This is a genomic window from Caulobacter sp., assembly GCF_035254145.1.
Lineage (GTDB): Bacteria > Pseudomonadota > Alphaproteobacteria > Caulobacterales > Caulobacteraceae > Caulobacter.
In genome coordinates this window covers 1-13,305 of sequence record NZ_DATFAV010000272.1, presented here as the reverse complement: position 1 = coordinate 13,305, position 13,305 = coordinate 1, and the positions used below count along the sequence as shown (strand labels likewise).

General features: G+C 67.7%; 16 protein-coding genes and 1 pseudogene. 8 read left to right on the top strand and 9 right to left on the bottom strand.

Annotated elements, in window-relative coordinates:
- The 3 genes and pseudogenes from VJ655_RS16715 to VJ655_RS16705 all read left to right on the top strand — a co-directional run.
- Positions 1-232, top strand: a pseudogene (locus VJ655_RS16715) (glycosyltransferase family 2 protein); the annotation flags it as partial.
- A 109-nt stretch (positions 233-341) separates the two neighbouring features.
- Complete coding sequence (locus tag VJ655_RS16710) at positions 342-914, top strand: hypothetical protein (protein WP_324113026.1); 573 nt, start codon at positions 342-344, stop codon at positions 912-914.
- A 179-nt stretch (positions 915-1,093) separates the two neighbouring features.
- On the top strand, positions 1,094-1,369 hold the full coding sequence (locus VJ655_RS16705; protein WP_324113024.1) for a hypothetical protein: 276 nt from the start codon (positions 1,094-1,096) through the stop codon (positions 1,367-1,369).
- Between the two features lie 40 nt (positions 1,370-1,409).
- Here VJ655_RS16705 and VJ655_RS16700 read toward each other — a convergent pair whose 3' ends face one another.
- Genes VJ655_RS16700 through VJ655_RS16690 form a run of 3 tightly spaced genes read right to left on the bottom strand, consistent with a single transcriptional unit; the run spans position 1,410 to position 4,389 of the window.
- On the bottom strand, positions 1,410-1,778 hold the full coding sequence (locus tag VJ655_RS16700) for a hypothetical protein (RefSeq protein WP_324113022.1): 369 nt from the start codon (positions 1,776-1,778) through the stop codon (positions 1,410-1,412).
- Entirely contained in the window at positions 1,778-2,677 is a 900-nt protein-coding gene (locus VJ655_RS16695) for a hydroxymethylglutaryl-CoA lyase (RefSeq protein ID WP_324113020.1), read from the bottom strand. Before VJ655_RS16695 ends, VJ655_RS16700 begins: the two co-directional genes overlap by 1 nt.
- Complete coding sequence (locus tag VJ655_RS16690; RefSeq protein ID WP_324113019.1) at positions 2,674-4,389, bottom strand: glycosyltransferase family 39 protein; 1,716 nt, start codon at positions 4,387-4,389, stop codon at positions 2,674-2,676. Before VJ655_RS16690 ends, VJ655_RS16695 begins: the two co-directional genes overlap by 4 nt.
- Before the next feature lie 55 nt (positions 4,390-4,444).
- On the opposite strand from VJ655_RS16690, the gene VJ655_RS16685 reads away from it, so the two are divergent.
- Both VJ655_RS16685 and VJ655_RS16680 read left to right on the top strand, forming a co-directional pair.
- Entirely contained in the window at positions 4,445-5,182 is a 738-nt protein-coding gene (locus VJ655_RS16685) for a glycosyltransferase family 2 protein (protein ID WP_324113017.1), read from the top strand.
- 88 nt (positions 5,183-5,270) lie between these two features.
- Positions 5,271-5,690 (top strand): hypothetical protein, encoded by a 420-nt coding sequence (locus tag VJ655_RS16680; RefSeq protein ID WP_324113015.1) that lies wholly within the window; start codon positions 5,271-5,273, stop codon positions 5,688-5,690.
- Between the two features lie 124 nt (positions 5,691-5,814).
- Here VJ655_RS16680 and VJ655_RS16670 read toward each other — a convergent pair whose 3' ends face one another.
- Entirely contained in the window at positions 5,815-6,273 is a 459-nt protein-coding gene (locus VJ655_RS16670; protein ID WP_324113028.1) for a tRNA (cytidine(34)-2'-O)-methyltransferase, read from the bottom strand.
- A gap of 205 nt (positions 6,274-6,478) precedes the next feature.
- Here VJ655_RS16670 and petA point away from each other — a divergent pair, with 205 nt between their 5' ends.
- The 3 genes from petA to VJ655_RS16655 are packed head-to-tail and all read left to right on the top strand — an operon-like array spanning position 6,479 to position 9,182.
- Complete coding sequence (gene petA, locus VJ655_RS16665) at positions 6,479-7,030, top strand: ubiquinol-cytochrome c reductase iron-sulfur subunit (RefSeq protein WP_324113013.1); 552 nt, start codon at positions 6,479-6,481, stop codon at positions 7,028-7,030.
- A gap of 5 nt (positions 7,031-7,035) precedes the next feature.
- Positions 7,036-8,322: a cytochrome b/b6 gene (locus tag VJ655_RS16660; protein WP_324113011.1), complete on the top strand. Its 1,287-nt coding sequence runs from the start codon at positions 7,036-7,038 to the stop codon at positions 8,320-8,322.
- Between the two features lie 5 nt (positions 8,323-8,327).
- Positions 8,328-9,182: a cytochrome c1 gene (locus tag VJ655_RS16655; protein WP_324113010.1), complete on the top strand. Its 855-nt coding sequence runs from the start codon at positions 8,328-8,330 to the stop codon at positions 9,180-9,182.
- Between the two features lie 87 nt (positions 9,183-9,269).
- Here VJ655_RS16655 and VJ655_RS16650 read toward each other — a convergent pair whose 3' ends face one another.
- The 5 genes from VJ655_RS16650 to ychF form a co-directional block, all read right to left on the bottom strand.
- A complete protein-coding gene (locus VJ655_RS16650) occupies positions 9,270-9,740 on the bottom strand; it encodes a GNAT family protein (protein WP_324113008.1) in 471 nt (156 codons plus the stop codon).
- Positions 9,741-10,027: 287 nt separating this feature from the next.
- Entirely contained in the window at positions 10,028-10,795 is a 768-nt protein-coding gene (locus VJ655_RS16645; protein WP_324113006.1) for a hypothetical protein, read from the bottom strand.
- Between the two features lie 152 nt (positions 10,796-10,947).
- Positions 10,948-11,628 (bottom strand): dienelactone hydrolase family protein, encoded by a 681-nt coding sequence (locus VJ655_RS16640; RefSeq protein ID WP_324113004.1) that lies wholly within the window; start codon positions 11,626-11,628, stop codon positions 10,948-10,950.
- Positions 11,629-11,630: 2 nt separating this feature from the next.
- The gene (locus VJ655_RS16635; RefSeq protein ID WP_324113001.1) at positions 11,631-12,311 is read right to left on the bottom strand and encodes a dienelactone hydrolase family protein; all 681 of its coding nucleotides are present in this window, start codon (positions 12,309-12,311) and stop codon (positions 11,631-11,633) included.
- A gap of 121 nt (positions 12,312-12,432) precedes the next feature.
- On the bottom strand, positions 12,433-13,305 hold an 873-nt coding region (gene ychF, locus VJ655_RS16630; protein ID WP_324112999.1), incomplete at its 5' end, for a redox-regulated ATPase YchF.

Below are 13,305 nucleotides of genomic sequence, written 5' to 3'. Positions count from 1 at the left end.
GGGCGGCCAGGTGCTGTTCCAGCCCAAGGCCCAGGTGGTGCACCTTGGCCACACCAGCCTCGAGCACCCGGTGAAGGTCGAGTTCCACAAGGGCGTGGGCCTGACCCGCTACTTCATCAAGCGCGCCGACAGCCTGCAGCTCTTCGCCGCCGCCGTGCTGCTGGCCCCGGCCATCATGCTGATGTCGGTGTTCCGTCCGCTGCTCTGGAAGATGACCGGGCGGCCGATTTAGGACGGCGCGGCCAGGACGGCTTTCGACCCTTAGCGGACAATGATGCCGTCCGCCAACGGCGCAGCCCTCCTACCTTGTCTGCCTTGTGGAGTTGTGAAAGCGTAGCCTTATGCACACGCCGGAAAGCCAACAGGCCCTAGCGCTTTCAGATCGCGAACGGTTGGAGGGGCGGGAGGGACGGCTCGTTTGGGCGGCGAGTATCGCGAACGCCGCTGTTCTGCTGGCCCTCATCGGACTGATAGGCAACGTCACCAAACCAGATGCCGCCATCCAATTTCTTCGCTGGCCTATTGTGTGGCTGGGCTTTGGCGTGATGACCGGCGGTGGGTGCGCCTATCTCTACGCCGCACGAGCCCGACGGACCCTTCGCCACAGCGACGCCGAAGTCTGTATACGCGTGGCGCATTGGCTCGTCGAACAAGGGCGGACAAAGGAGGCGGTATTTCAAGTCGCGGTCGCGCGATCCCGAATTTATGACAACATCGAGCTAGCGGAAAATCATAAGTTCGACGCTGCTGATCCTCAGTCCCAATTTTCTGGGCTGTTCGCGCTCTACATAGAGGGAGCGCGTGAAAACTGGCGCTACGCTCGGCGCTTACGGCGTTGGATGGATGGTTTTTTCTGGCTCGGCATGGCCTGCCTTGCGATTGCCTCTGCCACGCCGCTACCTGTTTCCAGCTAGGCTATCGTCTCCAGCCTTAGCCACTTTCCCTCGCGCGACATGCTCGCCATCAAATGGGTTGGCGCTCTCGTTCATGAAGAGAGATTTGCAGACAGACGGCCAGATGTCAGCAATCCACCCCAGGCGGACGCTGGAAACGTCACCTTTCCGGCTCGGTCATAGCGCCTTAGGGTGACTGAATGGACGTCCTTATAGACTGGCTTGGACAGCACGAGGCAGCTTCACTTTTGCTGATTGCGCTGCTGCTTTTGGCTACGGCAGCGCTGTCGGCTTACTGGATCCGTCAAGCCTTAATCGACCGCGCGACATGGCTGGACGCCTGGATAAGACCCCATCGAAGTTCAACGCCCGCGTTGTATTGGATGGCGATTGCCGGTCAGGTCACGATGGCTATTGGCTTGTTCATCGCGGGGCTATGCCTCTTGGTCTGGGGAATAGTGCTCGCCCTGGCCTGACGTCCGAGATCCACCCTATGCCGACGCCAACAGCGTCCGCTCACATCGGCCCGATCGTCTCGAACCGCATCCCCTCGGGGCCCTCGATGGACGTCGGGGCCTTCAGGGTCCGGGCGGGCAGCATCGCCCGGTAGCGCTCGTACATCGCCTTGGTGTCGCGGCCGGGTCTAGCGGCCAGGCAGAGGTCATATTCGCCCTCGCGTCCCCAAGGCCTGCGCTCCGAGCGGGCCACGTCGCGGTCGGTCTTCACCGCCGCCGCCACCCTGTCCGCAAGGTCCCGGTCAATCCCCATGCCGTAGCTGGCGAACTTGATCGTCACGTCGCAGCGATCCGCCGGGACCGGCGCCGCCGCGCAGGCGCCCACGACAAGAGCGGGGGAGAGGGCGAGCACGGCGGCGAGGCGGAGCATCAGGCGGGAAACCCTCCGGCGCGAGCCAGGGACGAGGCGGGGGCCTTGCCCAGGCGGTCGCTGATCTCGCGGCCGATGGCGATCAGGGCCGCCAGATCGTAACCGGTCTCGAAGCCGGCCCGTTCCAGCATGTAGACCAGATCTTCGGTGCCGATGTTGCCGGTGGCGTTCGGTGCGAACGGACAGCCGCCCAGACCGCCGACCGAGGCGTCCAGCACGTCCACCCCGGCCTCGACGCTGGCGTAGGCGTTGGCCAGGCCGGTGTTGCGGGTGTCGTGGAAGTGCATGCGCAGGCGCGCGTCCGGCGCGGCGGCCCGGACGGCCTCGATGCGCTTGCGGACGGTCCAGGGATCGGCCACGCCGATGGTGTCGGCGATGGCGATCTCCGGCACGCCCAGGGCGGCGGCCTCGCGCGCGATGGCCACGACCTGGTCCTCCGAAACCTCGCCGTCGAACGGGCAGCCGAAGGCGACCGAGATGGTGGCGGTGATCGGCGGGCCGCCGTCGATCGCCTGCCGTTCGGCGATGGCGGCCAGGGTGTCGATCTGCTGGCTCACCGTGGCGCCCTGGTTCTTCACGCCGAAGCCGTCCGAGGCGCAGACCACGACATTGGCCTCGTCGCAGCCGGTCGAGACGCAGCGCTCCCAGCCGCGCATGTTCAGCACCAGGCCGATGCGCGAACGGACAGGATCAGGAGCCAGCGCGTCCATGATCTCCTCGGCCCCGGCCATCTGCGGCACGCGGTTGGGATTGACGAACGAGACCACCTCGGTCCGCCGCGCTCCGGCGGCCTCCAGCTTGCGGATCAGGTCGAGCTTCTCCTCGACCGACAGCGAGGTCTTCTCGTTCTGCAGCCCGTCGCGCGGGCCGACCTCGACGATCTGGATAAAGCGGCTCATCGCAGCGGCTCCGCGGGGTTGGGTTCGGTGGACTCGGCGGCTTCCTCGGCTGGGGCCAGAACCTCGCCGCGATAGACGGTCAGCCGTTCCTGGTCGCCGTCGGAATAGTTCAGGCCCTGGATCGCGGTGACCGGGTGAGGCGTCAGGCCCAACTGGCCCAGGGCCTTGCGGAAGGGCTTTTCCTCCCGCCCCTCGACGACGGCGGGACGGCCCTCGACGATCGCCTCGGCGGCGCCTTCGCCATCCGTAAGTTCGGTCGTCGTGCCCAGCTGGAAGATCAGGCTGGGCTCGGCGTAGCCGGTCACCGCCACCGGGCCCGGGGCGCCCGAGCGCGGCGAGAGCCGGGCCTGGTCCAGCGCCTGGGCGACGTCACGCGACAGGAACAGCGGCTCCAGGCGCGGGATCAGCCCGGCCGTCAGGGCGATGTGAGCGGCCACGCCCAGGGCGCCGGCGACGAACAGCGCCCGGACGGCGTGTCGGCGCGCCAGCAGCACCGCGCCGGCGACGCCCGCGGCCAGGGCCAGGCCCGTCGCGACCACGGTCCAGACGAGGTCGCCGCCGGTTCCAAATTGCTTCTGGCCATAGATCGCCACGGCGGCCAGCAGCGCGCCGATCAGCACCGAGAGCCCGCCGCCCAGCCAGCGCACGATCCGGCCCAGCGGCTCGCGCAGGGCCGCGGCCATCAGCATGGCCAGGCCGCCATAGGCCGGCAGGGCGTAGTGCACGAGCTTGGTCGGCAGCAGCTCGAACATCAGCCAGGTCGGGATCAGCCAGCAGACGGCGAAGCGCACGCCGGGCTCCCTCCGGCGCGCCCAGCCGACGACCAGACCGGCCGGCAGCAGCAGGGTGGCCGGGAAGGACAGCAGCGGGGCGAGCAGGGCGTGATAGCCGAACGGGCCCGCGTGACCTTCCTGGCCGCCCGCTATCTTCGGCGCCAGGTCGCCGCCGACCGCCGCGCCCCAGAAGGCGCCGTCGGTGGCCACGGTGATCATCATCGCCCAAGGCAGGACGACGGCCGCGAACAGAATCAGGCCCCAGGTCCAGCCCAGGTCCTTCAGCCAGGCGGCCTTCCGATCCCAGATCGTCAGGGCGACGAGGGCCAGGAACACGACCAGCAGCCCGACCGGCCCCTTGATCAGCGCCGCGACGGAGAGGCCGATCCAGAACGCGAACTTGGTCAGCTTCCCCGCCGACTCGCCCTTCAGCTGGGCGGCGTAGATCCGCGCCAGGGCGCCCATGGCCAGGGTCGTGGTTCCGCACAGGGCCGCGTCGGTCTTGGCGATGAAGGCTTCCGACGAAAGCAAGAAGGTCGCGCCCAGGATCGAGCCGGCGATCAGGCCGGTGCGTGGATCCAGCAACGCCGCCGCGCCCCAGGCGCAGGCCGCCGCCGCCAGCATCGCGCCCAGCAGCGAGGGGATGCGGTAGGCCCAGATCCGACGGTCCTCGGCGTCGGAGAAGGTCTTGACGCTGAGCGCCTGCAGCCAGTGGATGCCGACCGGCTTCTTGAAGCGCGGCTGGTCCTGAAACCTGATGACGACGTAGTCGCCCGTCTCCAGCATCTGGGACGTGGCCTGGGCGAAGCGGGATTCGTCGCGGTCCAGCGGCGGCATGGCGAAGAGACCCGGCAAGCCGGCGATCATGGCCACCAGGGCGGCGAATAAGGGGCCGCGCCATCCCCGGCTCAAGGCGTCCAGGCGAGATTCGAGCGTCATGGGATGTCGTTTAGCACGATCTTTCCCGAAGCGACTTTTGCTGTATGAGGAGGCGATGAACGCCACCGCCTCGCCGACGCCCGATTTTTCCGTCGTCGTCCCCGTCTTCGACGAAGGCGGCGCCGCGCCGAAGCTGGCGCGCGAGATCGCCGCGGCCTTCGCCGGCGAAAGCTACGAAATGATCTTCGTCGACGACGCCAGCCGCGACGACACCAAGGCCCAACTGGTGGCGCTGAAGGCCGAGATTCCGCAGCTGCGCGTGCTGGGCCACCGCAAGAACTCGGGCCAGAGCCGCGCGGTGCGCAGTGGGATCCTGGCCGCGCGCGGGCCGATCATCGTCACCCTGGACGGCGACGGCCAGAACGATCCGGCCGACGCGCCGCGGCTGGCCAAGGCCCTGGCGGCGGGGCCCGAGACCCTGGCCCTGGTCGGGGGCGAGCGGGTCAAGCGCCAGGACAGCAACGCCAAGCGCTTCGCCTCTAAGTTCGGCAACGGCGTGCGCAAACGTCTCCTGAAGGACACCGCCAACGACACCGGCTGCGGGCTGAAGGCGTTCCGGCGCGAGGCGTTCCTGCGCCTGCCGTACTTCGACCACATCCACCGCTACATCCCGGCCCTGATGCTGCGCGAGGGCTACGAGGTGGCCTTCCAGCCCGTGAACCATCGCCACCGCGAGACGGGCGTCTCCAAGTACACGAACCTGGGACGTCTGAAGGCCTCGGTCTCGGACCTGCTGGGCGTGATGTGGCTGCAGTCGCGGGCCCGCAATCCCCAGGGCGTGGACGAGGCCTGATCGGCGAGCGGCTTCACCCCGAGGGGAAATCCCGCTACGCCTTGACCCTGGCGGCGGCGTCTCGGCCGGCGCCCAAGGGGGTGTACGAATGTTCGCCGCGGTTCCGCTGCTGGCCCTGCCGGTGCTGGTCTACAATCTCGTCGTCCTGACCCTGCCGGGCGGGTTCAAGGCGGCCGACGCCAGCATGCGCCTGGCCGACACCCTGTTCACGATCCACATGACCTCGGGCGCGGGCTGGGCCGTTGGCCTGGGCGACCTGCTGCTGGCCGCCTCGCTGGTGGTGCTGTTCGTCGAGCTCCTGAAATCGACCAACAGCCGGCGCATCGCCATCGTCAACCACTCGCTGTCGATGGTGCTGTTCATCGTCTGCCTGGTGGAGTTCCTGCTGCTGCCGGCCTTCGCCACCTCGGTCTTCTTCCTGCTCGCCCTGATGGTGCTGCTGGACGTCCTGGCGGGCTTCATCGTCACCATCGTGGCGGCGCGGCGGGACGTGGATTTCGGGGAGTAGCGGCTAAATCCTCTCCCCGGGGGAGAGGTGTCGGCGAAGCCGACGGAGAGGGAAGAAGCCGGCTCTCCAGGACTTCCCCCTCCGGTCGCTTCGCGACCACCTCCCCCGCTGGGGGGAGGAATTCCTACTCCGGAAACCCACCCGTCTGCCTGAGCGCCTCGCCCAGCGCCATCGCCGCCGTCGTCGCCAGGTTCATCGAGCGGGTCTCGGGACGGATCGGGATGACGATGCGCCCTTGGGCGGCGGCGCGGACCTCGTCGGGCGCGCCGCGACTCTCGTTGCCGAACAGCAGGGTGTCCCCGGGCTCGAACGAAAACCTGTGGAAGGGCGTGGCGCCCTTGGTGGTGAACAGCAGCAGGCGACCGTCAACGCGTTCCGGCGCCTTAAGGAATGTCTCCCAACTGTCGTGCCGCTTGAGGTGCGCCAGCGGGCCGTAATCCAGGGCCGCGCGCTTCAAGCTCTTGTCGTCCAAGGGAAAACTGCAGGGCTCGATGACGTCCAGCCCCACATCGAAGCAGGCCGACAGCCGGATGGCCGCGCCGACGTTTTGGGGAATGCCTGGTTGAAAAAGTGCGATACGCATAATAAGCGAACCAACCACAAGGGCAGCAGGGGCTTTGCCGGGAATCGAAAGGGCTTGCGGACTCGGTCCGCGCGTCCGATACGACGATCCGACCGCTGCCTTGTGGCGGAGATCCGCTTGCGGGTCGAGCAAGATATGGCGCTGAAAAGCGCTTCTCCAAGTCGGACCGCGTTTCGCGGACTGACGGAACTAGAGGGTGACGTAGGTGGCCGACACCGCCGTGGGCGCAACGACCGAGCCGGAACACGGGAGCGATCCCTCCCGGCGCGACTTCATTCATATCGCCGCGATCGCGGCCGCCGCCGGCGGCGCCGCGACCCTGGTGTGGCCGTTCATCGATCAGATGAACCCGTCCGCCGACACGCGGGCCCTGGCCTCGACCGAGTTCGACCTGACCAAGGTCGCCGAGGGACAGCAGGTCACGATCAAGTGGCGCGGCAAGCCGCTCTTCGTGCGCAACCGCACCAAGGCCGAGATCGCCAAGGCCGTCTCCGACGACCACGCCGCGATGAAGGATCCCGAGACCGACGCCGCGCGCGTCAAGCCGGGTAAGGCCAACTGGCTGATCGTCGGCGGCAACTGCACCCACCTGGGCTGCGTGCCGACCTTCGGCGGCGGTGAGTACGGCGGCTGGTTCTGCCCGTGCCACGGCTCGGTCTACGACACCTCGGGTCGTATCCGTAAGGGCCCCGCGCCCAAGAACCTGGTGGTTCCGGAATACGCCTTCCTGTCCGACACCAAGGTCAAGATCGGTTAAGCGACATGAGCGGACATTCGACCTATCAACCGAAGACCGGTATCGAGCGCTGGCTCGACGCCCGTCTGCCGATCGTGCGTCTGGGCTATGACTCGTTCGTCGACTATCCCACGCCGCGTAACCTGAACTACTGGTGGACCTTCGGCGGCATCCTGTCGCTGTGCCTGGCCTCCCAGCTGATCACCGGCATCATCCTGGTGATGCACTACACGCCGAGCGCCTCGGGCGCCTTCGCGTCGGTCGAGCACATCATGCGCGACGTGAACTACGGCTGGCTGATCCGCTACATGCACGCCAACGGCGCGTCGATGTTCTTCATCGCCGTCTATATCCACATGCTGCGCGGCCTCTACTACGGCTCCTACAAGGCGCCTCGCGAAGTGCTGTGGCTGCTGGGCTGCGTGATCTACCTCCTGATGATGGCCACGGCCTTCATGGGCTACGTCCTGCCCTGGGGGCAGATGTCGTTCCACGGCGCCGTCGTGATCACCAACCTGTTCGGCGCCCTGCCGCTGGTCGGCGAGAGCATCACCACCTGGCTGTGGGGTGGCTTCGCGGTCGACAACCCGACCCTGAACCGCTTCTTCTCGCTGCACTACCTGCTGCCCTTCATGATCGCGGGCGTCGTGATCCTGCACATCTGGGCCCTGCACGTGGTGGGCCAGAACAACCCGACCGGCGTCGAGCCGAAGTCGAAGGCCGACGTCCTGCCCTTCACGCCGTACGCGACGGTGAAGGACGGCTTCGCGATGAGCGTCTTCCTGATCCTCTTCGCCTTCTTCGTCTTCTACATGCCCAACGCACTGGGCCACGCCGACAACTACATCGAGGCCAACCCGCTGGTGACGCCGTCGCACATCGTTCCGGAATGGTACTTCCTGCCGTTCTACGCGATCCTGCGCGCCGTGCCGGACAAGCTGATGGGCGTGCTGGCCATGTTCGGCGCCATCGCCTGCTTGTTCGCCCTGCCGTGGCTGGACACCTCGAAGGTGCGCTCGATGCGCTACCGCCCGACCGCGAAGATCTACTTCGTGTTCTTCCTGGTGGCGTCGTGCATCCTGGGCGTCTGCGGCGCCAAGCTGCCCGACGATCCGGTGATCCCGCACCTGACCACGTTCCAGCTGATGGGTTCGGACCTGAACAGCTTCGTGTGGCTCAGCCGCGTCGCCGCCCTCTACTACTTCGCTTTCTTCCTGGTCGTGCTGCCGGTCCTGGGTCTGGTCGAAAAGACCCTGCCCGTGCCGGACTCGATCGCCTCGCCGGCCCTGTCGGCCGACGCCAAGAAGGGTTGATCCCGATGCTCCGCAAACTCTCGGTTATCGCGGCGGCCGTCGGTGTCCTGACCGCCGGCGTCGCCGGCCCGGCCCTGGCCTCTGGCGGCGCTTTGGAAGCCAAGGACGTCCACTGGTCGTTCGAAGGCCCGTTCGGCAAGTTCGACCAGGCCCAGCTGCAACGCGGCTTCAAGGTCTATCGCGAGGTCTGTTCGGCCTGTCACTCGCTGAAGCTGGTGGCGTTCCGGAACCTCGGCGACAAGGGCGCTCCGTTCTACAACGAGAAGTACCCGAACTCGAACGACAACCCGTGGGTCAAGGCGATCGCCAAGGACTACGAGGTGGCCGACATCGACGGTGAGACCGGCGACGCCATCAAGCGTCCGGCCACCAGCGCCGACCACTTCCCAGGTCCCTTCGCCAACGAAGCCGCGGCGCGCGCCAGCAACGGCGGCGCCCTGCCGCCGGACATGTCGCTGCTGGCCAAGGCTCGCGAGGCGGGTCCGGCTCACATCTACTCGATCGTGACCGGCTATGTGGATCCGCCCAAGGGCCTGACGGTCCCGACCGGCGGTCACTACAACCCGTACTTCCCGGGCGACCTGACCTCGGCCTGGCACGGCAGCCATGAGCACGTCCCCGCGGGCGGCTTCATCGCCATGGCCCCGCCGCTGAAGGACGGTCTGGTTTCGTTCGACGACGGCACCAAGTCGACCCTCGACCAACAGGCCAAGGACGTCTCGGCCTTCCTGATGTGGGCCGCCGAGCCCAAGCTGGAAGAGCGCAAGCAGACCGGCTTCGCCGTGCTGATCTACCTGCTCCTGCTGTCTGGCCTGCTGTACGCCAGCTACAAGACGGTGTGGCGCAACGAGTCGCACTAAGGGAGCGCGTTAGCGCGCTCCAGGCGATCTCGTCGCTCTGAAGTTCGAAGGGCCCGGTGGCGACACCGGGCCCTTCTTCTTTGGCGGCTAGACTTGCAGTCGCCAGCAGATCAGCAACCCGTCCTCGGCGTCCTCCCGCTCGCCCACGGCCTGGAAGCCGTTGCGGGCCAACACCGTCTGGGAGGCGGGATTGTCGACCGAGGTCTCGGCCGTCAGCGCCAGGACGCGATCGTCGTCCCGCGCCCAGGCGGCGAGGTCGGCGACGGCGCGGGTGGCGATTCCCTTGCCCCATCGCGTCGGCGCGACGCCGTAGCCGATCCGCAAGGATCGGTCAGATGCGTCGAGCGCCTGGGTCGGCGAGATCAGGCCGACGATCTCGCCCTCCTCGACAATCATCCAGGCGGAGGGGCGAAAGGTCCCGCCGATCCGGGCGGCCAGTTGGTCCAGCATGGCCAGCACCTCCGGCGGGGCCAGAGGGCTGTCGCATAGGCGGTGGGGCGCCGGCGCCTCGCCGCGCAGCAGGGCGGCGAAGTCGTCGGACTTGGCTTCGATAAGCATGTCTTTGGTCTCGGTGTCTGGAGTCGCCCCTAGAGCCTGTCTGGTTTAGATGGAACCATCTAAACCAGATAAACAGGCTCTAGAATCAAACAGTTAGAGCGCGTCCGGGTGGGTTAGCCGCGTACGCCTAACCCTAACGCGCTCTATGGCGCATGACCGAGCGGCGGCGTCAGCCAGGCAGGCGCGCGTCGCCGCGACGGCGGCTGTGCGTGAAGGTGGCGACGATCAAAGGCGCTCTCCTGCGTCTGAGCCTCCAGCCTTACGGGCTGGGGCGACGGGAGGCAAGCTCAGGGAGCGACCGCCAGGGTTCGCCCCTCGGCGTCGAGGCGCAGGCGATGGCGCGCCCACAAGCCGGTTCCCAAGGTCCCGGAGACGCCCTCGGGCAGGTCCTCGGCCAGGCTGGCGGGAACGTTCTCGGCCAGGACGCCGCCGATCGACAGGGCGCGCAGCCGGGCGGGGGCCTTGTGGCGGGCGGCCGGATCCAGCTTGCCGGTGGCGCCGGCGTCGCGAGTCGACAGCCTGGCCATGGCCAGAGAGGCGGTGTCGATCGCGAAGGCGCCGCTGAAGGCCCTAGGGCCGTCACTGACGGCCGCCGACACCGTGGGCAGGCCCTCGATCACCTCGACCGGGAAAACCACCTGTCGGCGAGCCTTCCACGGCCTGTCGATCCGCAGCTGGCATCGGGCGAAGTCGATCTCGACGCTGTGGCCAGCCAGGACGTCCATGCCGATCACCCCGGCGATCGGGGTCACGAAGCCTGCGCCCCGCGCGTCGAGGTCGGCGATCTTCACCGATACCGCCGGGGCCCTGATCCCGGCGACCTGCACCGAGGTGGTGAGCTCGGGGTCGAGGATGCCTTCCATCTGGGCCTTGGTGTCGTGCAGCAGGGTGCGCGGCGCCGAAAGGTCGATGACGTAGTCGCCGGCCATGTCGCCGATCACCGCCGGCGCCACGATCGCTCCGTTCTCGAACCAGCAGGCCGTCTCTCCGGCGTGGGCCAGCGGGGCCGCCAGCAGAGGTGAAAGCAGGCTCAGGAGGGCGAGGCGGGCGCGCATGAGCTCAGCCTAGAGCCTGTCTAGTTTAGATGGAAACATCTAAGCCAGATAAACAGGCTCTAGATCTTGTACTTAGAGCGCGTTCGAGCGGTTTAACCGCTCACACTTAAACCTAACGCGCTCTAGCGCAGCCGTGGCGCGCGCGCGACGCCTCAACTCTCGCCCTTGGCGCCGCCCGAGCGCTGGAACAGCTGGAAGGTCCGCAGCAGGGCCAGGTGGGCGCTGTCGGGATGATGGCCGCTGGGGGCGACGAAGGCGTGGCCGGCTTCGTAGAGATAGATCGGCAGGTCGGGATGGGCCTCGCGGATCGCCTCGACGTCGGCCGGTGGGATCAGCGGATCGGTCTTTCCAAAGTGCAGGATGGTCGGAACCTTGGGCGTCTCGTCGCGATAGGCCGCGATGTCGCCGCCGTAGAAGGCCGAGACGGCGGTCAGGCCTTCGCACCGGCAGGCCGCCAGCCATGCGGTCGTGCCGCCGTAGCAGAAGCCCATGGCGAAGACCGGGCCTCGCAGCATGTCGATGGCCGCCTGGACGCGGGGCAGGGTCGAGGCGCCCCAGCCGGTCAGCCGCCCCATCTCCATGCGCGCGTCGAGGATTTCCGGTTCGGTGTCGCGCGTCGGGAAGTCGGCGTCGGCCGCGTCCATCAGGCTGGGGGCGATCACCTCGTAGCCCTGCTCGGCCAGGCAATCGGAGAGCTCGCGGATGTGGGGCGTGACGCCCCAGATGGCGTGCAGCATGACGACGCCCCCGCGCCGGGCCTCAAGGGGCGGGGCGTGGTAGGCGGAGAACGGCGCGCCGTCCTCGCGGCAGGCCAGGGCGATACGCTGGCCCATCCTCAGAGCGTTCCGTGCTCGGCGAAGAAGGCGACCGTGCGCTGGCGGGCCAACTCGGCGTCGGCGAGGTCGGAATCGGGGCGGCCGTCATTGTTGAAACCGTGGCCGCTGGCCGCGTAGACATGGATCGGAACCTCGGGGTGCGCGGCCCAGATGGCGGCCTTCAGGTCCTCGGCCGGGATGTGGGGGTCCTTGGCGCCCAGGTGGACGATCACCGGCGCGCGCAGGGCGAACTTGGCCATGCCGGCGACCTGGCCGCCGTAGTAGCTGGCGGCCGCCGACAGGCCCTGGGTGCGCGAGGCGGCCAGCCAGGCCATGGTCCCGCCGTAGCAGTAGCCGACGATGAACACCGGCCCGCGATCCTTCAGGAAGTCGATGCAGGCCTGGATGTCGCCCATGGCGTTATCGGGGCCATTGGCCATGGCCAGCTCGCGACCACGGGCGAAGCCGGCCTCGTCGTGCAGGGCGGTGAAGCCCTTCTCGCCACGATCGAACATCGACGGGGCCAGCACCTCGAAGCCGCGGGCGGCCCAGCGGGCGACGTCCTCCTGGACGTACTTGTCCAGGCCGAAGATCTCCTGGATCACGATCACTCCGCCCTTGCGAGAGCCTTCCGGCGCCGCGTGCAGGGCGGTGAAGACGAAGCCGTCATGGGCGGCGGTCAGGGTGATGGTCTCGGCCATGGCGTGCTCCAGGATCTTGTCATCCCGGCCGTAGCGTAGCGGAGAGCCGGGACCTCGGCACGCGCCGAGTTCGTGGCGGTCCCGGATCGGCCCGTCGGGCCGTCCGGGATGATAGAAGACGCTAGACGTTGAAGCGGAAGTGCATCACGTCGCCGTCCTTGACGACATATTCCTTGCCCTCGGCCCGCATCTTGCCGGCCTCCTTGGCGCCCGCTTCGCCGCCCAGCTTGATGAAGTCGTCGAAGGCGATGGTCTCGGCGCGGATATAGCCCTTCTCGAAGTCGGTGTGGATGACGCCGGCCGCCTGCGGGCCGGTGTCGCCGACGTGAATGGTCCAGGCGCGGGCCTCCTTGGGGCCGACCGTGAAGTAGGTCTGCAGGCCCAGGAGCTTGTAGGCCTCGCGGATCAGGCGGTTCAGGCCGGGCTCTTCCAGGCCCAGAGTCTCCAGGAACTCGGTGCGCTCCGCCGCGTCCAGCAGGGCGATCTCGCTCTCGATCTGGGCCGAGATGATTACGCTCTTGGCGTTGTCGCGGGCGGCGCGCTCGGCCACCAGGTCCGAATACTTGTTGCCCTTGTCGGCGCTGGCTTCCTCGACGTTGCAGACATAGAGAGCCGGCAGGGCCGTCAGCAGCTGCAGCATGGCCCAGGCCTTGGCGTCTTCCTTGTCGATCTTGGCGGCGCGGGCTGGGCGGCCCTCGCGCAGCTGCTCCAAGGCGAGATTGATCAGGCGCAGGGTCTGGATCATCTCCTTGTCGCCGCCGCTCTTGGCGCGCTTCTCGACGTTGGGCAGGCGCTTTTCCAGGCTTTCCAGGTCGGCCAGCATCAGCTCGGTCTCGATGATCTCGAGATCGCTGATCGGGTCGATGCGGCCCTCGACGTGGGTGATGTCGCTGTCCTCGAAGCAGCGGGCCACGAAGGCCACGGCGTCGCAGTCGCGGATATTGGCCAGGAACTGGTTGCCCAGCCCTTCGCCCTTGGACGCGCCGCGCACCAG